The organism is Rhodanobacteraceae bacterium, from assembly GCA_024234055.1.
Classification (GTDB): domain Bacteria; phylum Pseudomonadota; class Gammaproteobacteria; order Xanthomonadales; family SZUA-5; genus JADKFD01.
In genome coordinates this window covers 169,758-188,408 of record JACKOW010000002.1, presented here as the reverse complement: position 1 = coordinate 188,408, position 18,651 = coordinate 169,758, and the positions used below count along the sequence as shown (strand labels likewise).

At 64.1% G+C, this 18,651-nt stretch carries 19 protein-coding genes; 3 read left to right on the top strand and 16 right to left on the bottom strand.

The window, feature by feature from the left end; all coding sequences use genetic code 11:
• Positions 1-10: 10 nt before the first annotated feature.
• The 3 genes from nadC to H7A19_05130 form a co-directional block, all read right to left on the bottom strand.
• A complete protein-coding gene (nadC, locus tag H7A19_05140) occupies positions 11-979 on the bottom strand; it encodes a carboxylating nicotinate-nucleotide diphosphorylase (GenBank protein ID MCP5474208.1) in 969 nt (322 codons plus the stop codon).
• Entirely contained in the window at positions 942-3,476 is a 2,535-nt protein-coding gene (locus H7A19_05135) for a DUF1631 domain-containing protein (GenBank protein MCP5474207.1), read from the bottom strand. Before H7A19_05135 ends, nadC begins: the two co-directional genes overlap by 38 nt.
• A 130-nt stretch (positions 3,477-3,606) precedes the next feature.
• A complete protein-coding gene (locus H7A19_05130) occupies positions 3,607-3,873 on the bottom strand; it encodes a hypothetical protein (GenBank protein MCP5474206.1) in 267 nt (88 codons plus the stop codon).
• Positions 3,874-3,955: 82 nt separating this feature from the next.
• Between H7A19_05130 and purE the strand changes: the two genes are divergently transcribed.
• The 3 genes from purE to pyrC are packed head-to-tail and all read left to right on the top strand — an operon-like array spanning position 3,956 to position 6,684.
• On the top strand, positions 3,956-4,456 hold the full coding sequence (gene purE, locus H7A19_05125) for a 5-(carboxyamino)imidazole ribonucleotide mutase (protein ID MCP5474205.1): 501 nt from the start codon (positions 3,956-3,958) through the stop codon (positions 4,454-4,456).
• Positions 4,447-5,580 (top strand): 5-(carboxyamino)imidazole ribonucleotide synthase, encoded by a 1,134-nt coding sequence (locus tag H7A19_05120; GenBank protein ID MCP5474204.1) that lies wholly within the window; start codon positions 4,447-4,449, stop codon positions 5,578-5,580. The genes purE and H7A19_05120 overlap by 10 nt, the downstream gene beginning before the upstream one ends.
• 60 nt (positions 5,581-5,640) lie before the next feature.
• Positions 5,641-6,684 carry a dihydroorotase gene (pyrC, locus tag H7A19_05115; GenBank protein MCP5474203.1) on the top strand — a complete coding sequence of 348 codons (1,044 nt, stop codon included), beginning with the start codon at positions 5,641-5,643 and terminating at the stop codon, positions 6,682-6,684.
• 78 nt (positions 6,685-6,762) lie between these two features.
• On the opposite strand, the gene sodB is transcribed toward pyrC, so the two are convergent.
• The 13 genes from sodB to H7A19_05050 form a co-directional block, all read right to left on the bottom strand.
• Positions 6,763-7,341, bottom strand: a complete 579-nt coding sequence (gene sodB, locus H7A19_05110) for a superoxide dismutase [Fe] (protein MCP5474202.1) — start codon at positions 7,339-7,341, stop codon at positions 6,763-6,765.
• A gap of 83 nt (positions 7,342-7,424) precedes the next feature.
• Entirely contained in the window at positions 7,425-7,967 is a 543-nt protein-coding gene (locus tag H7A19_05105; protein MCP5474201.1) for a 3-hydroxyanthranilate 3,4-dioxygenase, read from the bottom strand.
• Positions 7,968-8,323: 356 nt separating this feature from the next.
• Positions 8,324-8,752, bottom strand: a complete 429-nt coding sequence (locus tag H7A19_05100; GenBank protein ID MCP5474200.1) for a RidA family protein — start codon at positions 8,750-8,752, stop codon at positions 8,324-8,326.
• Between the two features lie 27 nt (positions 8,753-8,779).
• Positions 8,780-10,234 (bottom strand): aldehyde dehydrogenase, encoded by a 1,455-nt coding sequence (locus tag H7A19_05095; protein ID MCP5474199.1) that lies wholly within the window; start codon positions 10,232-10,234, stop codon positions 8,780-8,782.
• Positions 10,235-10,590: 356 nt separating this feature from the next.
• Positions 10,591-11,376 (bottom strand): SDR family oxidoreductase, encoded by a 786-nt coding sequence (locus H7A19_05090; GenBank protein MCP5474198.1) that lies wholly within the window; start codon positions 11,374-11,376, stop codon positions 10,591-10,593.
• A 500-nt stretch (positions 11,377-11,876) separates the two neighbouring features.
• A complete protein-coding gene (locus tag H7A19_05085) occupies positions 11,877-13,928 on the bottom strand; it encodes a histidine kinase (GenBank protein ID MCP5474197.1) in 2,052 nt (683 codons plus the stop codon).
• 105 nt (positions 13,929-14,033) lie between these two features.
• Positions 14,034-15,407 (bottom strand): replicative DNA helicase, encoded by a 1,374-nt coding sequence (gene dnaB, locus H7A19_05080; GenBank protein MCP5474196.1) that lies wholly within the window; start codon positions 15,405-15,407, stop codon positions 14,034-14,036.
• A 459-nt stretch (positions 15,408-15,866) separates the two neighbouring features.
• On the bottom strand, positions 15,867-16,316 hold the full coding sequence (rplI, locus tag H7A19_05075; protein MCP5474195.1) for a 50S ribosomal protein L9: 450 nt from the start codon (positions 16,314-16,316) through the stop codon (positions 15,867-15,869).
• 11 nt (positions 16,317-16,327) lie between these two features.
• Positions 16,328-16,552: a 30S ribosomal protein S18 gene (rpsR, locus tag H7A19_05070; GenBank protein ID MCP5474194.1), complete on the bottom strand. Its 225-nt coding sequence runs from the start codon at positions 16,550-16,552 to the stop codon at positions 16,328-16,330.
• A 23-nt stretch (positions 16,553-16,575) separates the two neighbouring features.
• Positions 16,576-16,992 (bottom strand): 30S ribosomal protein S6, encoded by a 417-nt coding sequence (rpsF, locus tag H7A19_05065; GenBank protein ID MCP5474193.1) that lies wholly within the window; start codon positions 16,990-16,992, stop codon positions 16,576-16,578.
• 200 nt (positions 16,993-17,192) lie between these two features.
• Positions 17,193-17,660, bottom strand: coding sequence for a bacterioferritin (gene bfr, locus H7A19_05060; GenBank protein ID MCP5474192.1), 468 nt, complete (start codon positions 17,658-17,660; stop codon positions 17,193-17,195).
• A gap of 157 nt (positions 17,661-17,817) precedes the next feature.
• Positions 17,818-18,036: a (2Fe-2S)-binding protein gene (locus tag H7A19_05055; protein ID MCP5474191.1), complete on the bottom strand. Its 219-nt coding sequence runs from the start codon at positions 18,034-18,036 to the stop codon at positions 17,818-17,820.
• A 60-nt stretch (positions 18,037-18,096) separates the two neighbouring features.
• Positions 18,097-18,630, bottom strand: coding sequence for an RNA pyrophosphohydrolase (locus H7A19_05050; GenBank protein ID MCP5474190.1), 534 nt, complete (start codon positions 18,628-18,630; stop codon positions 18,097-18,099).
• Positions 18,631-18,651: the final 21 nt, after the last annotated feature.

Sequence of the window (18,651 nt, the reverse complement as noted above, 5' to 3'; positions counted from 1 at the left end):
AAGCGTGGATTCAACCGGCGGTCTTCCAGCGCATCGACAGATCGATGGCGTGGACATGCTTGGTCAGCGCGCCGATGGAAAGGTAGTCCACGCCCAGCGCACAGAGTTCGCTCAAGCGCTCCATCTCGATGCCGCCAGACAGTTCCAGTTCGATCTCCGCTGGGCGTTCGTCCAGCGCCTGCCGCAGGTCGCCGGGGCTGAGTTCGTCCAGCATGATGCGATCGGGTCGCGCGGCGACGGCCTGACGGTACTCGTCCAGTGATTCCACCTCGATCTCGACCATGCAGCCGGGTGCCAGTGCGCGAGCTCGGGCTATGGCGGTGGCGATGCCCCCCGCAGCCAGGATGTGGTTCTCCTTGATCAGGATCGCGTCATACAGGCCCATGCGGTGATTCACACCGCCGCCTGCACGGACCGCATATTTTTGCGCGTAGCGCAGCCCCGGCAGGGTCTTGCGGGTGTCCAGAATGCGCGTGCGACTGCCGGCGGTGAGAGCAACGTATTGTGCGGTGATGGTGGCGGTGCCTGACAATGTCTGCAGGAAATTCATGGCAGCGCGTTCGGCGCTCAGCAGCGCGCGGGCCCTGGCGCTGACCGAGCAGAGGCGTGAGCCGGCGCTCACCCTGCCGGCTTCGGCGTGATCCCAGGTGACGACGGCATTTGCGTCCAGCGCATGCACGCAGGCCTCGAACCAGGCCTGGCCAGCCAGCACCAGGTCTTCGCGCGCCCACAATTCTGCTTCGCCGACGGCATCGGCACTGACCAATTGCGCACTCAGGTCGCCGGGGCCAATGTCTTCGGCCAGCGCTCTGGCGACATCGGCGGCGACCACGCGGGCATCAGGTGCCCCAACGATGATCGGATTGCAGGAGCGGTCGGTACTCACGCTGGGCTCTGAACTGGACCGGGGCTGGCGAGCATACTGCCTGCAGCCGTCCAGGTCAGGATGGCTGACCGGCCTCCGACGGATCCGAGTCATCGTCTTCAGTGTGCTCAGCGCGCGCCTCTTGACCGACCGTCGTCTTGAGCCTTTCGACGATGGCGTCGAGCGCCCGATCGAACAGGGGTACATCCTCGAGCATCATGGCTCGCCCATTGCGGAGTTCACTGGCGAGTGCCCAGACCGTCTTGTCGGCGACCTTGAGGCCCTTGCGGTTGACGAACAGGTACTTGCTGCTGATCGGGCTGATCCAGGACAGCTTGGCCCGCTCTGCGCGGCTTTCGTCATGACGAAACTCGACCCAGGTTCCAACCTTGATGGCACGCGCAATCTCGTAATGTTCGTCGCGGATTTCCGACTCTGGATCGACTTCCGCCTCTGGCTGCCGGGATTGCCGAGCCAATTCGTCGACGAAATTGTCCTCGGCAGGCGCCGCTGCAGGCGTGCTCTCCGCGGCGACGACCTCAGTCTGCGAGTCGCTGGGGGTCTTGACCTCGACCTCCAGGCCCGGTGTGTCCTCTGCACCTTCGCTGCTGGCAGCGACGGCAGCTTCTTCTGCTGCGGGCGCTGGAGATTCGTCCGCGGGAGGTGCAGCGGTCGGGTTGAGCTGCGATTCGTAGAAGCGGCCAAGGTCGGACAACAGGTCGCGCACGTCATTGTCGTGATAGGCGACCATCGCCAGGCCCTGGCGCAGGGCTTTCTCCAACTCCGGCACCAGTGCCCGCAAGCGCGCACGCTCGGAGTCCGTTTGCTTGGGATGGGCGGCCCAGACGAGTTCGTCGGCCACCCGCAAGGAGGTCTTCCAGGGATGCGAGCCCTCACCCTGTCTCAAGATGGTCAGCACGAGGACATTGGCCCAGGGCCGCGTCAGGATGTGCCGGATCACTTCCGGCAGATTCTTGCCCTCGATCCGGGTCAGGATCTCGCGGGCAGCGGTCTTGCGGGCACCCTGCAGGCGTTCGCGTCCACGCGCCGCCTCGGCTGCACGCAGTTCCGAGACTTCGGCGCGCTTCTTCGAGGAGCCGACAAAGTCGCGGAATTCCTTGAGCTGCCGGTCAAAGATCTGAACGTCGTCGTCGAAGTCCTTCAGCAAGACCTCGACCACGGACTTGACCTTGTCGTAGAAACGACCGTCCTTGTCGCTTTCTTCGCTCCAGGCCAGCCCCGCCTGCGCGAGCTCGTCCAGCAACAGACGCGCCGGATGCTCCTTCTTGGCGAACATGGCCTTGTCGAGAATCGCGCACTTCAGATAGGGAATCTGCAGCCGTGCCAGCAGGGCCTGCATTTCTGCCGGCAGATTTCGATCCTGCAGGATGAACTCGAACAGCATGCCGACCAGATCGATGGTGTCCTCGTCGGCCGAGGTGATCCGGTGCTTTTCGTCACCCGACCCCAGTCGGTGGAGCTGTCCGACCAACTCGTCCTTGATCTGCGCAGTCGGCGGCACCTGACCAGCAGCGACGTAACCCTGCCCGGGCGACAGGGTCACGGTCTGACTCTGCAAGATCGACAACGCGTTGATCAGGTCGTTGGTCGCAAATGACTGGCCCGGGATGACGCCGGAAGCACCGCCGCCGGCATAGCCGCCGTGCCCGGTGCCCGGAGCCCCGAGGCCACGCCGATTGGCCAGCAAGGAGCGCACGGTGTTGTAGAGCTCGGCCTGAAGTTCAGCCTCTGCCGCTGATGCAGCGCCATAGCCCGAATGGCCTCCGTGGTTGCCGACAGCGCCTCCGCCAACCTGGTCGTAATCGCCGCCAGCCATATCGGCATCAGCGCCCGCCATCGGTGCCATCGGCACTCGTGGGCCGGCTGGCCCCCCCGGACGCTGCGAGGCAAACTGGTTCTTCAGTTGCGGCAGCACGCCTGCATTGACCAGGTGCTGATTGATTTCGTCGTAGAGCTGATCCAGCCCGCCCATCACGTGCTTGTCAAAGAGCTTCAGGATCAGCAGCTTGACATGCAGATCCACCTCAAGCTCGACCAGAGTGGTCTGAAAGGCCCGGCACAGCAATTTGGGACCGACCGGGTTGTTGTCCTCGTCGATCTTGGTGCCACCAGCCAACACGGCCAGGCGCTGGTCCAGCGCGTAAAGATGCCGGCTGAAGCGATTGGACGCCTTGCCCGACATGGCTGACACCGCCAGTGATTCTTCCAGTTCCTTTTCGTCCAGCAGGGCCAGACCGCCCAGGCGTGGCGCATCGGATTCTTCGGCAGAGGACTTGTTCTGACCGAAGTTGGCGAAATTTCGGGTCAGGTTTTCCTGGAAGAGCCTTTCCACCAGTTGGCGTTTGCGCCGAACTTCGCGCATGCCATCAAAATAACGGGTCTGAACGACGTTGTTCTCGCCCTTCTCGGCCAGATCAAACAGGGCGTCGTCGGTGCCATCCAGCAGACTGCCGATGCACATCGCCAAGCGCTTCTGGGCGATGCCACGACACTGCTTGATCAGTTCGCCGACGCGGTCGACCGCCTGCGTCTGCAGCGCCTGGCGCTGCTGCAGATCGACGACCTTGTTGTTGTCGGGACCATTGGTCACGCCATTTCCCCTGATTGAACGCAAGACCTGGCTTAGGATGCTTTACCACCTACTAAGCGTAACCCACCCCGGGGTCACTGATCGCAAACGGCTGGAAAAGTTTGACACTGATCACAGTTTCAAAGCCAGCTCAAACGGGAAAGCCCTGCCACTGCATGGTGCCGATGCCTTCTTCTGGCAGCAATACCGGGATATCGTCCTCGACGCGGTAGATCACGCGGCCATCGTCGGTGATCAGGCCGGCTTCGAGCGCCGAATTCAGAGGGCGATGGTCGACATCCTGCACGCCGCCTGCTGCAATCGCGTTATTGATCCATTGCAGCTGATCGGCACGCAGAGGACGCAGCGGGCGCCGGGATACCGGGCAGCACAGGATTTCGAGCAGGCGCCTATCGATGGCCATAAGCATTGGAGCCCAGAACAAGGACCGCTAAGATAGCGCGGTACCCCATCCCTCTCCAGAGTGCACAGTGGAATTGATCCTGCCTCAAGTCGGCGTCGTCATGGGCTCGCGATCGGACTGGGAAACCATGTCGGCAGCGGCGGAAATGCTCGAAGAGTTGCGTGTGCCGCACGAGGTCCGTGTGGTCTCCGCCCATCGCACCCCGGATCTGCTGTTCAGCTACGCCGAAGAAGCCGAAGAGCGCGGCTTGCGGGTGCTCATCGCCGGCGCCGGCGGTGCGGCCCATCTGCCGGGCATGCTCGCCGCCAAGACCTGGCTGCCGGTCCTGGGTGTGCCGGTGCAATCGCGGGTACTGAACGGGGTTGATTCGTTGCTGTCGATCGTGCAGATGCCTGCTGGCGTGCCGGTGCTGACGCTCGCAATCGGGCAGGCCGGGGCGAAGAATGCCGCCCTGGCCGCGGCGGCGATTCTGGCGCTCGGCAATCCCGGACTGGCCCTGCGCCTGAAGGCGCTGCGCCAGGCGCAGACTGAACGCGTACTGGCTGATCCTGACCCACGGCGGCCGGCATGCGAATAGGCGTGATCGGTGGCGGCCAGCTGGCGCAGATGATGGCGCTGGCGGCGATGCCGCTTGGGCTGCGAGTGCACGCGCTGGACCCGGCGGTGGACGCCTGCGCCGGCGACGTGGCGCCGCTGGAAGTGGCCGCTTTCGATGATCTGGCGGCCCTGCATCGGTTTTCCGACATCTGCGACGTCATCACCTTCGACTTCGAGAATGTATCGGCGCCGGCGCTGGCCGAGCTGGCAGCGCTGCGTCCGGTGCGTCCCAACCCGCTGTCACTGGCCACGGCCCAGGATCGGGCGGCGGAAAAAGCGCTGTTTGCGCGCATCGGCACGGCGGTCGCTTCCTTTGCCGTGATCGATTCGCGCGAGCAGATCGAAGCCGCGGCCGATACGGTTGAGTTCCCGGCGATCCTGAAAACGCGCCGTTTCGGTTACGACGGCAAGGGCCAGATCAATGTGCCCACGGCGGCGGCGCTGGCTGATGCCTGTACTCGCCTGGGCAACGCGCCCTGCGTACTGGAAAGCCGGGTGCGCTTCCGGCGAGAGCTGTCGATCGTGGCGGTGCGTGGGCTGGATGGGCAGATGCTGTGCTATCCGCTGGTGGAGAATCTGCACGTGGACGGCATCCTCTCGGCAACACTGGCGCCGGCATGCGTCAGCAATGCGATGGTCGCTTCAGCCCGGCTCTGTGCCGAGCGGGTAGCCGAAGCGCTGGACTATGTGGGCGTGTTCGCCATCGAGTTCTTCGACCTCGACGGCGTGCTCGTCGCCAACGAAATGGCGCCGCGAGTGCACAACAGCGGTCACTGGAGCATCGAAGGCGCAGTCACCAGCCAATTCGAGAACCACATGCGCGCGGTGACCGGACTGCCTCTGGGCGACACCTCCGCGGTGGGCGCCTCGTGCATGCTCAATTGGATTGGCGAGATGCCCGATCGCGCTGCTGCGCTGAGTGTGCCTGGCCTGCATTGGCACGACTACGGAAAATCGGCCCGCGCCGGGCGCAAGGTGGGTCATGCCACGATCACCGCCGTCGATCGGCAGTCGCTGGCCGAACGTCTGATCCTGCTGGCCGAAAAGCTTGAACGCCACGGCCAGATCGCGCCAGTCATCGAGCGCCTGAGCGAATCGGCATAAGCCGTCGCCGGTACCCGTCTGCGGCTGTAGTCTCTCATCCTCTTTCCGCCCGAGCCGATCATGAGCCAGACCCTCACACTGACCCGTCCGGACGACTGGCATCTGCATCTGCGCGATGGCACGGCGCTGGCAGCGGTGCTGCCGCATAGCGCGCGACAGTTTGCCCGGGCGATCGTCATGCCCAATCTGAAACCGCCCATCACCACCACAGCGCTGGCCGCGGCCTATCGCGAACGAATTCTGGCGGCGCTGCCGGCGGATGCGGATTTCGAGCCGCTGATGACCTTGTATCTGACCGACCGTACCGCGCCCGACGAGATCCGACGCGCCCACGCCAGCGCTTTCGTACATGCGGTCAAGCTCTATCCGGCCGGCGCCACCACCAATTCGGATGCGGGTCTGACCGCCCTCAAGCATGCCTGGCCGGCGTTGGAGGTCATGCAGGAGCTGTGCATGGTGCTGTGCATACACGGCGAGGCGGTGGATCCGGCCATCGATGTCTTTGACCGTGAGAAGGTCTTCATCGACGATCAGCTGATTCCGCTGCGCAGACAGTTCCCGGCGCTGCGCATGGTCTTCGAGCACATCACCACCGCCGACGCGGCTGATTACGTGCGCGAGGCCGAGGGCGACATCGCCGCCACGATCACCGCGCACCATCTGCTGTACAGCCGCAATGCGCTGTTCCAGGGGGGCTTGCGGCCGCACTACTACTGCCTTCCCGTGCTCAAGCGCGAGCAGCATCGGCGGGCGCTGCTGGCGGCAGCGACCTCCGGGCACCCGCGGTTTTTCCTGGGCACCGATTCGGCGCCGCATGCGCGCGGCGCCAAGGAGAGCGCCTGCGGTTGTGCCGGCTGCTACACGGCGCTTCATGCGCTGGAGCTTTACGCCCAGGCTTTCGAGAGTGCAGGCGCGCTGAATCGACTGGAAGCTTTCGCCAGTTACTTCGGCCCGGACTTCTATCGCTTGCCGCGCAACTCGGCACAGGTCAGTCTGGTGCGCGAGCCCTGGTCGATTCCTGCGCAGCTGTCGATGGGCGAGGACAGTCTGATTCCGCTGGCTGGGGGCGAGCAGCTGAACTGGCGCTTTGTGGGCCCTGCCTGATTCAAGGTCAATCGCGTTTCGACGGCAAAACGGACAGAGCGCGCCCGGCGCTCTGCCCGTCGATCAGGCCTGGATGGATCAGCGCATCTGCGATGCAGCAAAGTCCCAGTTGACCAGGTTCCAGAACGCTTCCAGGTACTTCGGACGGGCGTTGCGGTAGTCGATGTAGTAGGCGTGTTCCCACACATCGCAGGTCAGCAGCGGCTTGTCGTCGCCGGTCAGCGGGGTGGCGGCGTTGCTGGTGCTGGTCAGCGCGAGACTGCCATCGGCCTTCTGTACCAGCCAGGCCCAGCCTGAACCGAAGGTGCCGATCGCGGTCTTGGTGAACTCTTCCTTGAACTTGTCGAAGCTGCCGAAGGCGGCATCGATGGCCGATGCCAGCGCGCCAGTCGGGGCGCCGCCGCCGTTGGGCTTCAGGCAGTTCCAGTAGAAGGTGTGGTTCCAGACCTGGGCCGCATTGTTGAACATGCCGCCGGAGGACGAGCGCACGATCTCTTCCAGGCTCTGATTCTCCTGCGGCGTGCCCTTGATCATGTTGTTGAGATTGGTGACGTAGGTCTGGTGATGCTTGCCGTAATGGAAATCGATGGTTTCCGGCGAGATATGTGGCACCAGGGCGTCGCGGGCGTAGGGCAGAGCGGGCAGTTCTATGGCCATGACAATTCCTTTTGGCGATTGATGGGGATGGAGACCGGCGGGACGACGCCCGCTCGACTTCCCTATTTTAGCGGGTCACCCGGTTAAGCGGATGTGGCCCCGGCAGCATCGGCGTACTTTGCGGGCGCTGGATTGACGTGTCCGCAGGCCACGCAGCTGCGCCGGGTCAATGAGCCGTAGAAGCGATCGAAGACCGCCGGAAATTGGGTCTCGATGTTCTCCAGCGCGAAGAATTCCTCGTAGATCTTGTGGTTGCAGCGTTCGCAATACCATTGCAGGCCATCGAATTCATGCGGCAGACGCTTGCGTTCGATAACCAGTCCGATCGAGTCGGGCATGCGTTGCGGAGAGTGCGGGACACCCGGCGGCAGGTAGTAGATCTCGCCAGCGCGGATCGGTACATCCACGGCGCGGCCTTCCAGTTGCAGCCGCAGCACCATCTCGCCTTCGATCTGATAGAAGAACTCGGGGCCCTCGTCGACGTGGTAGTCGGTGCGCTGGTTCGGTCCACCGACGATCATGATGATGAAATCGCCATCGACGATGCACTTGTTGCCCACCGGCGGCTTCAACAGGTGTCGATGCTCGTCGATCCAGGTCTGGAAATTGATCGGGGCAGTCCACATGGCGGTCACCGGCGGCTGGGATGGTGTCTAGGTTAGCGGATCAGGCGGCGGCCTGCGTCGGTCGGGCGCGGAACGCGCAACCGTAGGTTGGGCTAAGCGCAGCGTGCCCAACACGAGGGCGGAGCGTTGGGCACGCTGCGCTTAGCCCAACGGTCATGGCTGCGAGTCACTCGCCATCACCAAAGTCGCTGGTGCCATGACCGTTGCATAAGGTGTCTTGCCCAACCCCTGCCCAGCCCGTCCGGCCCGGCGGCAAGCCGCCGCGCGTTCGCAGGCGCGGCCGGCATGCCGGCCAAGCGCGCCAGGCTCACCCCCGAACATCGGGGAGGGAGCGACAGCACTCGTCTGAACGACGTTCACGGCAACCCACACCTCGCCACACACTTGAGCTCGATCGCGATCGGCGTGGGCAGCGCATCGATGCCGAGCGTGGTGCGGCAGGGCGCCGTGGCGACGTCGGGGAAATACTCGGCCCAGATCGCGTTGTAGGTCTGGAAGTCGCCGCTCATATGGGTCAGATACACGGTGACGTCGACCAGATCGGTCCAGCTGGCGCCGCAGCTTTCCAGCACGGCGCGCACATTGGCGAAGACCGAATGGCACTGGGCGGCGATGTCGTAGGCCAGCAGGCTGCCGTCGCTGGCGTAGACATTGCCCGGGATGGAATTGTCGACCGCCGAGCGTGGGCCGATGCCCGACAGGAACAGCAGGTCGCCCACGCGCCGCGCATGCGGGTAGCGCCCTACCGGCTTGGGGGCGTTGTCGGTCTGGATCGAGACGCTCATCGGACGGGCTCCGTCACAGGTCGAGATTCAACAGGCAATGGCGACATTCTTGGCCTCGGTGAAGAAACGCATGGCGTCGACGCCGCCCTCGCGACCGAGGCCCGATTGCTTGACACCGCCGAAGGGCGTGCGCAGATCGCGGGCCATCCAGCAGTTGATCCAGACAATGCCGCTTTCCACGGCGGCGGCAAAGCGGTGTGCACGGGCCAGATCGCGGGTCCACAGCGAGCAGGCCAGGCCATAAGACGTGCTGTTGGCATATGCCAGTGCCTGATCCTCGTCGTCGAAGGGCACCAGCGTGGCCACCGGGCCGAAGATTTCTTCCTGATTGACCCGGCAATAGGGATCGAGCTGATCGAACAGGGTAGGTGCGAGGAAATATCCGTCCTGGCAGCGGCCTTCCAAGCTCGGTCGGGTTCCGCCGACCAGCAGACGACCGCCCTCTTCGTGCGCCAGGTCGATGTAGCGCTGCACTTTCGCCAGATGCGCCGCCGAAACCAGCGCGCCGAGTTGGCACTCGGGATCGCGCGGATCGCCGACCTTCAACTGACTCACTGCGGCCACCAGCGCATCACGGAAGCGCGGCAGCAGGGAGCGCTCGACCAGAATGCGCGATCCGCACAGACAGATCTGGCCCTGATTGGAAAAGGCCGCGCGCACGCACTCGCTGACGGTGCGCTCGAAGTCGCAGTCGGCAAAAACCACGGTGGCGTTCTTGCCGCCCATTTCCAGCGACAGCTTCTTGAACTGGCTGGCGGTCGCCGATGCGATGGCGGCGCCGGTGGCGGTGCTGCCGGTGAACGAGATCGCCTTGACGCCGGCATGGCTGACCAGCGCCTGTCCGCAGCGGGGGCCGCCGCCCTGCACGATATTCAGCACGCCGGCCGGCAGTCCTGCCTCCTGCGCAATCTCGCCCAGCAGCCAGGCCGTCACCGGGGTGATCTCGCTGGGCTTGGCAATCACGCAGTTGCCAGTCGCCAGTGCCGGCGCGATTTTCCAGCTGAGCAGATACAGCGGCAGATTCCAGGGACTGACGCAGCCGACCACACCCAGCGGCTGGCGCAGCGTGTAGTTCAACGTGCCGGCTTCGTCATGATGGCTTTCCGAGGCTTGAGTCTCGGCCATGGCCGCGAAGAAACGGAAGTTGGCGATGGCACGGGGAATGTCCACGGTCCGCGCCACGGTGACCGGCTTGCCATTGTCGCGCGACTCTTCCTCGGCAAAGGCATCCAGACGCGCTTCGATCAGATCGGCCATGCGCCGCAGCAGCTTCGCCCGCTGACTGGGTGAAGTGCCTGCCCAGCTGCGTCGCGCACCCTGCGCAGCAGCGACCGCCCCATCGATATCAGCCGTATTGGAGTCTGGAACTTCGGCATAGACCTTGCCCGTTGCCGGCTCGTACACCGGCAGATAGGCACCCGAGGCCGGCGCCCGATAGTCGCCGTCGATGAAATTGGTCAACCGCAACAGGGAATCACGCATGAGGATCAGACTTGCCTGGATGCTCTGAGCATAAACCTCTGTGGGCGATTGTTCCGCAATGGCGCCGGTGGCAAGGATGGGTCAGGCCGCGATGACACAAGATCCGGCCATTGCAGGCCCAGGGCTTGTCTGGACGCACTTGGCACTGATGCTGGATTGCTCCGCTGCGCTCTCTATCACCCCTTATCGTAAGTCATTGAATTGACGAGGTTGGCGCAAGGCGGCTTTTCGTGGCACGAAGTGCGCGCAGCGCTCTGCGGGCGGTGACGCGAAAGCGCTCCGCTGAGCCGCTGCGCGGCACAAGCGACTACGCACGACCGTTTTCCGGGCAGACCGAAGATATTCACGCTCGGCACTTAAAGCGCCAGCGTGCGTCCGCCATCGACAGCGATGCTGACGCCGGTGATGTAGGAGGCCGCCGGTGAGGCCAGAAAGGCGATGGCCGCCGCGACTTCGCTGGCATCGGCAAAGCGCCCCATCGGCACGGCGCTGAGCATGGCGGCGGTGACCGTGTCCTCGCTGCTCTGGCTGGACTTGATCTTGCCGGCGATCAGACCGTCCAGGCGCGCCGTGCGGGTGAAGCCGGGCAGCACATTGTTGACGGTGATGCCCTCGGGCCCGAGTTCGGTGGCCAGGGTCTTGGCCCAGGAGGCCACCGCGCCGCGGATCGAATTGGACACGCCCAGACCCTTGATCGGCTCCTTGACCGAAGTCGAGATGACGTTGACGATGCGCCCGTAGCCGGCGGCGCGCATGCCCGGCAGCACCAGACCCGTCAGCAATTGATTGCACAGCAGATGCTGACCGAAGGTCTGCAGGAACTGCTCTTCGGTGGCGTGTTCGATGGCGCCCGGCGGCGGCCCACCAGTGTTGTTGATCAGGATCTGTGCCGGATGCCGGGCCAGCCAGTCGCTGACGATGCGCGCCAGGGCGGCACGGTCGGAATAGTCGGCGATCAACGCATGATGACGGCCGGGACCTGCTGCCTGCAAGGACTGAACCGCCTGCTGGAGCCGCTCATGGTCGCGCCCGATCAGCGTCACATCGGCACCCAGTTGCGCCAGTTCCAGAGCCGCCGCGCGGCCAATGCCCTGACTGCCGCCCCCCACCAAAGCATGACGCCCGCCTAGATCGAGTTGCATGGTTAGCCCCGCCGGTTTCGAGGTCTGCAGTCTAGCGGGGCTGGTTGCTGGTTGCTGGTTGTCGGTTGTCGGGACTCGGGATTCGGGATTCGGGACGGGACACGGGGCACGGGGCACGGGGCACGGGGCACGGGACGGGACGGGACGGGACGGGGCACCCTCATCCTGGCGTCATTGCGAGGAGCGCAGCGACGAAGCAATCCAGTGCTTCTGCGACTGTGTGGCTGGATTGCTTCGCTACGCTCTCCATGAACCCATATCGTAAGTGATTGATTTGCTGTTGTAGGTCACGTTGCTCGCGTAGCGAGCTACGTGACGCGACTCGATGTCACGTAGTCCGCTGACGCGGACAACATGACCTACGACGGCGGGTTCATGGCCGGTGGGCAGCATCGGGCCGAAACCGGTGGCTCGCAATGACGCCAGTGTGTGAGTCTTTTCCCGTGCCCCGTGCCCCGTGCCCCGTGCCCCGTGCCCCGTGCCCCGACATCAAGACGCTGCTACTTCATCCCCTTCAGCCGCAGGCGGAATTCCACGCCCTGGCTGTCGGTCAGATTGCTGGCAGCGGCTTCGCCCTGATGCAGTTCGGCGATCAGGCGCACGATGTAGAGGCCGAGGCCGAGGTGTGGGGAGACCGTGGCGCGGCCGTCGCGGACCGAGATCAGCGAGTCGAACAGTCGGTCCTGCATCTTCTGCGGCAGCGGCGGGCCGTTGTTGGACAGGACTAGGTCGATGCTGTCCAGTCGCGGCTCCAGTGCCAGGCGGATCCAGCCGCCGGGCGGGCTGAAGCCGAGGGCGTTGTCGACCAGCTTGTCCAGGGCCTGGTGGATCAGTTCCGGCGCGCCGTGGAAGGGTACGGGATGATCAGGCACGCTGACCCGGAATTCGCGATCTTCGGCGAGGTCGCGGTAGCCGGCGGCGGCGCCGAGCAGGAATTCGCGCAGATCGAAGTCCTCCGCCTCGGCGCCGGCGATGGCGCTCTCGATACGCGAGGCCTGTGACAAGGTGCGCAGCAGTGCGCCCAGGCGCTCGGCCCCGGAGCGGGCGCGCTCGGCATAGATCCGCGCCGACTCGGTCATGGCTTCCTGTTCCAGATTCTCCAGCGAGGACTTGACCACCGCCAGCGGCGTCGCCAGTTCATGCGAGAGCTTGCCGCCGAGCGTGCGCAGATAGTCGGTGTAGGCGCTGACCTGATCGAGCAGGCGACCGAAACTGCGCGACAGATCGCCGATCTCGTCGACCCGGGTCGAACGCGGGAAGCTGCCGATGACGCGACCCTCCGGGCTCAGCGCATTTTCGGCCGCATTGCGCAGCTTGCGGATGCGGAAGGACAGATAGCCGGCATAGCCGAAGAGGATGGCGGCGGCGATCAGCATGGTCAGCAATCCGCCCAGCAGCAGGCTGCCGAGGGCTCGATTGGTCCACAGCAGCAGGGCATCACTGGTCTGCTCCAGCAGCACCACGCCGCGCACATCTCCCTCGTGCAGGATCGGTACTGCGGCGGTCAGGATCACGCTGGCCTGACTGGCCGCCGGGCGCCAGCGGGCGCTGGGGGTGCCGGTCAGCGCGTCATCGACCTGCTCGTTGGCCAGTTGCAGCAAGTTGAAGGCATAACCTTCGGTACGCACCATCTCCGGGGCCAGCACATGGCGATAGACCAGTGCCCGCAGCCAGCGCAGAAAGCTCAGATCGTCGTCGTCGTCGGAGATGTCGCTGCCGGGACGCAGACTGCCTGTGCGCGCCAGCACATAGCCGCTGCGATCGAGCACGCGCATACGGGTGTAGTCGGGTACCAGGCTGGGTAACAGACTGCTGTCCTGCCAAAGCACCGATACCGGTCGCCACAAGCTCGCGCCTTCGCCGGTACTGGCAATCGCTTGCGGCAGATCGGCACCGGGCACCGGATAGTCGCGAACCGTCAGACCCAGTTCGAAGCCGGGATCGGCCAGGGGCAGGCGTAGTTCCGCGTGATAGCCACCGGGTCGCTCGATCCAGGCCGCGGGCAGGGCAAAGCTGGGCTCGCGGCCATCAGGGCCCGGTACCGGCGTTGCCGCGCTGACGCCATTGCCGCTGCGGGCGATGCGCCAATGGCGCTCGCCAAAGCGATCGCGCACGGCAACGTCGATCTGATCGGCGTGTTCATCCATTGTGCCGTCGACCGCTGCCGTCACCGGGGTGGCGTCGTCCACGTCCAGCCAGAGATTGACTGCACTCGGTCCCAGGCCCAGATACAGACGCGCGGACAGGTTGCCGCTGGTGGTCTGCAGGCGCTCGGGGGCCGCGTGCCAGGAGCCCCAGTCGTCGGCATAGCCATCGGCGTCGATATCCACGCGCATCGGTCGCGCATGCAGCACCTCGGGCGCAAAGAGCTCGGCTCGCAGGCGCGCTTCGGCGGCCGGTATGGTGCTTGCCAGGGTGCGCGCCGTGGCCACCAGGGTGCGCTCCTGACTCTGCCGCAGCGTGGTCTCCATCTGCACCACGAAGCGCCAGCCGGCCAGCGGGAAGACCGCCGCCACCATGGCGATCAGCAACAGTTTCAGACGCAGTGGCATGGGCAGACCTGCAACAGGATCAGGCGCCGGAGTTCAACGCAAAGTGCGGTGAGACGCAAAGGACGGGGCGGGGCAGTTTGCGGGCGGATCCTGGTCAAGCGAATGTCAGCCGTAGCTGTCGAAGACACTGCCGGCCTCGCGGGCGATGGAATCGAAGCGCGTGTACTGACCCCGGAACCACAGATCGATCGAGCCCGTGGGTCCATTTCGGTGCTTGGCGACGATGATCTCGGCGGTGCCCTTCTTCGGCGAATCGGGGTTGTAGTACTCGTCGCGATAGATGAAGCAGATGATGTCGGCGTCCTGCTCGATGGCGCCCGACTCGCGCAGGTCAGCCATCATCGGACGCTTGTCCTGGCGTTGTTCCAGTGAGCGGTTGAGCTGGCTGAGCGCGATCACCGGAACATTCATCTCCTTGGCGATGGCCTTGAGGTTGCGCGAGATTTCACTGATCTCGTTGGTGCGGTTTTCCCGGGTGCCGGGCACCTGCATCAACTGCAGGTAGTCGACCACGATCAGCGCCAGCCCATGCTCGCGCTTGAGTCGGCGGGTGCGCGCGCGCAGTTCCGACGGCGAAAGTCCGCCGGTGTCATCGATGAACAGCTTGGCCTGGGTCAGCAGGGTGATGGCGCTGGTCACGCGCGGCCAGTCCTCGTCGGCCAGATCGCCGTTGCGCAGGCGTTTCTGATCGACCCGTCCGAGCGAGGAAATCATGCGCAGGGCCAGCTGGGCGACCGGCATTTCCAGGCTGAAGATGGCCACCGGCTGGCCGCTCTGGATGGCCGCGTGCTCGGCAATGTTCATGGCGAAGGAGGTCTTGCCCATCGCTGGCCTGGCGGCCACGATGACCAGATCGCCACCCTGCAATCCGTTGGTCAAGGTATTGAGGTCGACAAATCCGGTGTCGAGGCCGTTCAGTGAGCCCTTGTTCGAATAGCGGAACTCGATGGCCCGATAGGCTTCCTTGAGGGCTTCGGAGATCGGCACGAAACTGCCGCGGCCGCGCTTGCCGCGCTCGCCGATGTCGAAGACCAGCTTCTCGGCGCCCTGCAGCAGCTCTTCACTGCTGCGACCTTCGGGCACCAGGATGTCATCGACGATCTGGGTACCGGCCTCCATCAGCTGCCGCAGGATCGACTTCTCGCGCACGATCTCGGCATAGGCGGCGATATTGGCCGCGCCTGGCGTGTTGTTGGCGATCTCGATGACATAGCCGATGCCGCCAGCCGCCTCGGCCTGTTCCTTGTTCTCCAGCCATTCGCCCAGGGTCACGGCGTCGCAGGGCTGACCCTTTTCCTTGAGCGCAGCGATGGCGGTGAAGATGATGCGGTGATCCTGCCGATAGAAATCGTCGGCCACGACCTTGTCGGAGATCTTGAAATAAGCCTCTTCGGACAGCATCAGCGCGCCGAGCACCGCCTGCTCGGCATCGAGGGAATAAGGCGGAGTGCGGGCATTGGGATAGCGAGGATCGGTCATGGCTTGATGCTAGCAGCCTGTCGCAGGTGGAAAGGGGACACCGCACACGAGAAAGGCCGGTGTCGGCGACATCGCGAGCCACCTGTTTCGGCCTGAAACTGCCCACGGGCCATGAACCACCGGCGTCATTGCGACCCCGGACTTGATCCGGGGGAAGCAATCCAGGGGCGTGCGGCGCTACCCTCGATTGCTTCGTCGCTGCGCTCCTCGCAATGACGCATCAACCACCTTGGATATCGGTGCGTGTTTGCAGAAGCGTCCAGACAAGTCTGGACCTACCAGAGCCCGAAGCCCGTAGCCTTTTTCCGTGCCCCGTGCCCCGTGCCCCGTGCCCCGTGCCCCGTGCCCCGTGCCCCGTGCCCCGTGCCCCGTGCCCCGTGCCCCGTGCCCCGTGCCTCGCCCAAGAAAAAGCCCGCGACACCTTGCGGCATCGCGGGCTCGTGCTTGTCTTGGTGCCGATCAGCTTTCCGGCTGGACGACGACCTTGACCATGGTGTGCACATCTGCGTGCAGATGCACTTCCACCTCGGATTCGCCGACGCGGCGGATCGGGCCTTCGCCCATGATCACTTCGGACTTCTCCATCGGCAGGCCGATGGCGGTGAAGGCCTCGGCGATGTCGCGTGCCGTCACCGATCCGTAAAGCTTGCCCTCGGTGCTGGCATTGGCCTTGATGGTGACGGTGGCGCCTTCGAGCTTGGTCTGGCGGCTCTGGGCTGCGGCGAGAATTTCATTCGCCTTGGCCTCGAACTCGGCGCGACGCTGCTCGAACTCGGCCAGGTTGGTGGCCGTGGCCGGAACCGCCTTCCCGTAAGGGATCAGGAAGTTGCGGCTGTAGCCGGCCTTGACGCGAACCTTGTCACCAAGGTTGCCCAGGTTCTTCACCTTTTGAAGCAGGATCACATCCATGGATCGGCTCCTCAGTGACTGTCAGTGTAGGGAATCAGCGCGAGAAAGCGGGCGCGCTTGATGGCGGTCGAGAGCTGGCGCTGGAAACGTGCGCGCGTGCCGGTGATTCGGCTCGGCACGATCTTGCCGGTCTCGGTGACGTACTGGCGCAGGGTATTCAGATCCTTGTAGTCGATCTGGGTAATGCCCTCGGCCGTGAACTTGCAGAACTTCTTGCGGCGAAAGAAACGCGACATGGTCTATTCCTCAAATGTGGCGATCAGGCGCTGGCTTCAGCGCTGGACTCGTCGTCAGCAGTGCTGCTGGCGGCCGGGGAGTCACCGGAATCGTCATCGCGACGGCGCGGCTTCTCGTCCTTGGTCTTCATGATCGCGGACATCTCGGTCACGGCTTCCTTCATCTGGATGATCAGATGGCGCAGCACGGCATCGTTGAAGCGGAATGCGTCCTGCAATTCTTTCAGGGCACCGGCGGAGCACTCGATGTTGAGCATGATGTAGTGCGCCTTCAACAGGCGCTCGATCGGGTAGGCCAGCTGGCGGCGGCCCCAATCTTCCAGACGGTGGATCTTGCCGCCGTCGGTCTCGATCATGGTGCGGTAGCGATCGATCATCGCTGGCACCTGTTCACTCTGGTCAGGGTGGACCAGAAACACCACTTCGTAATGACGCATGATGTCCTCTCGGAAAAAGCTTCCCGGAATACCGGTGAAGCGAGGTTTGTCACCTGGATGGTGACTGCGGCGCTGCCGATGGCAACGCTTCGTACCCCGGGCTGACAGGCAACTCGGGGGCGCGGAGTCTAAGGCCAGTCGGCCCAAACAACAAGTTTGGCCAATTTCGCAGGGCAGCGCGGGTTCAGCTCAGCGAGCTGGAATCAGCTGATCTTGTCCTGCAGGTACAGGGCTTCGCCGAGGCTGTTGATCAGGCTGAGCTGGGTCTCAAGCCAGTCCACGTGTTCTTCTTCGCTGACCAGGATCGCTTCCAGCAGTTCCCGCGTACCGTAGTCGCGCACGCTCTCGCAGTAGGCGATGGCGTCGCGCAGATCCGGAATGGCGATCTCCTCGAGCTTGAGGTCGCAGCTGATCACTTCCTTGGGGGTCTCCCCGATCAGCAGCTTGTTGAGCTTCTGCAGATTGGGCAGTCCGTCCAGAAACAGGATGCGCTCGATCAGTTGATCGGCGTGTTTCATTTCATCGATGGATTCCTTGTACTCGTGCTCCGCCAGGGACGCGTAGCCCCAATTGCGGTACATGCGCGAGTGCAGGAAATACTGGTTGATCGCCGTCAGCTCGTTGGCGAGGATCTGGTTCAGGTATGCGATGACCTTGCTGTCGCCTTTCATGTCGTTTCCAGGGCATGGATCGCGGGGCGATCGGATGACCGATCATAGCGAGCAGGGACGACGCTGGCACCTCCCGGTCGAATTCAGACTCATGCCAGTCGCGAGAGATCAAGCCTCATCAGTCCTTGGGCGCAAGGGGAGAGACTTGATAGGAAGCTCAGGCAGACAGAGGGGGCGCGAGTAGCTGCAGTCCCGGACGGCGATGGCCCTCGGTATGCAGAGCTTCCATCAGCACCGCCTCTGCGGTCTCCAGGCAGCAACCGCAGCCGGCAGTGCAGCCGGTGTTGGCAGCCAGTTCTCCCAGCGTGCGGATTCCGGCAGCTGCAGCTCGCCGAATGGCCGACTCGGTAACGCCATTGCACATGCAGACGTACATCGCTCCGAGGACTCCTCTGTGGTCCACGGTCAGCTTATTGCTAATGCGAATGGTTGTCAATTAGCCTCGCGCGCTGGCCAAGATGCCGGATTCAGCCGCCGGCGCCTGCGGTATGTCGATCAGGCGCCGCGCTGCCGGCGCCAGATGGCGCAGGGCACGCTCATAGACGCCACGCTTGAACGACACCACGTGATCCAGCGGATACCAGAAATCCACCCAGCGCCAGAGATCGAACTCGGGCCGATCGGTGCCGTCCAGGCGCACGCAGCTGTCGTCGGCAACCAGCTTCAGCAGGAACCATACCTGCTTCTGTCCGATGCACACCGGGCGCACATTGCTGCGCACGCAATGGCGTGGCAGGCGATAGCGCAACCATCCTGGGGTGGCTGCAAGAATCTCAACGTGCTGCTCCGACAGCCCGGTTTCCTCGGTCAGCTCGCGCAGCATCGCCTCCTCGGGCGTCTCGTCACTGTTCATGCCGCCTTGCGGAAACTGCCAGCCATCCCGCCGCACGCGACGAGCCCAGAAGACCCGTCCGCACTCCTGCATCAGGACGATGCCCACATTCGGTCGATAGCCATCCGGATCAATCATCCGGGTGTACTCCAAGCATTC

Excerpts from the sequence above, each read along its gene's own strand:
- H7A19_05105 (MCP5474201.1), bottom strand. The coding sequence starts at position 7,967 with ATGTGGACTGCCCCGATCAATTTCCAGACCTGGATCGACGAGCATCGA.
- sodB (MCP5474202.1), bottom strand. The coding sequence starts at position 7,341 with ATGGCCATAGAACTGCCCGCTCTGCCCTACGCCCGCGACGCCCTGGTG.
- H7A19_05100 (MCP5474200.1), bottom strand. The coding sequence starts at position 8,752 with ATGAGCGTCTCGATCCAGACCGACAACGCCCCCAAGCCGGTAGGGCGC.
- rplI (MCP5474195.1), bottom strand. The coding sequence starts at position 16,316 with ATGGATGTGATCCTGCTTCAAAAGGTGAAGAACCTGGGCAACCTTGGT.
- H7A19_05085 (MCP5474197.1), bottom strand. The coding sequence starts at position 13,928 with ATGCCACTGCGTCTGAAACTGTTGCTGATCGCCATGGTGGCGGCGGTC.
- dnaB (MCP5474196.1), bottom strand. The coding sequence starts at position 15,407 with ATGACCGATCCTCGCTATCCCAATGCCCGCACTCCGCCTTATTCCCTC.
- nadC (MCP5474208.1), bottom strand. The coding sequence starts at position 979 with ATGACTCGGATCCGTCGGAGGCCGGTCAGCCATCCTGACCTGGACGGC.
- rpsR (MCP5474194.1), bottom strand. The coding sequence starts at position 16,552 with ATGTCGCGTTTCTTTCGCCGCAAGAAGTTCTGCAAGTTCACGGCCGAG.
- H7A19_05090 (MCP5474198.1), bottom strand. The coding sequence starts at position 11,376 with ATGCAACTCGATCTAGGCGGGCGTCATGCTTTGGTGGGGGGCGGCAGT.
- pyrC (MCP5474203.1), top strand. The coding sequence starts at position 5,641 with ATGAGCCAGACCCTCACACTGACCCGTCCGGACGACTGGCATCTGCAT.
- H7A19_05095 (MCP5474199.1), bottom strand. The coding sequence starts at position 10,234 with ATGCGTGATTCCCTGTTGCGGTTGACCAATTTCATCGACGGCGACTAT.
- H7A19_05050 (MCP5474190.1), bottom strand. The coding sequence starts at position 18,630 with ATGATTGATCCGGATGGCTATCGACCGAATGTGGGCATCGTCCTGATG.
- H7A19_05120 (MCP5474204.1), top strand. The coding sequence starts at position 4,447 with ATGCGAATAGGCGTGATCGGTGGCGGCCAGCTGGCGCAGATGATGGCG.
- H7A19_05055 (MCP5474191.1), bottom strand. The coding sequence starts at position 18,036 with ATGTACGTCTGCATGTGCAATGGCGTTACCGAGTCGGCCATTCGGCGA.
- bfr (MCP5474192.1), bottom strand. The coding sequence starts at position 17,660 with ATGAAAGGCGACAGCAAGGTCATCGCATACCTGAACCAGATCCTCGCC.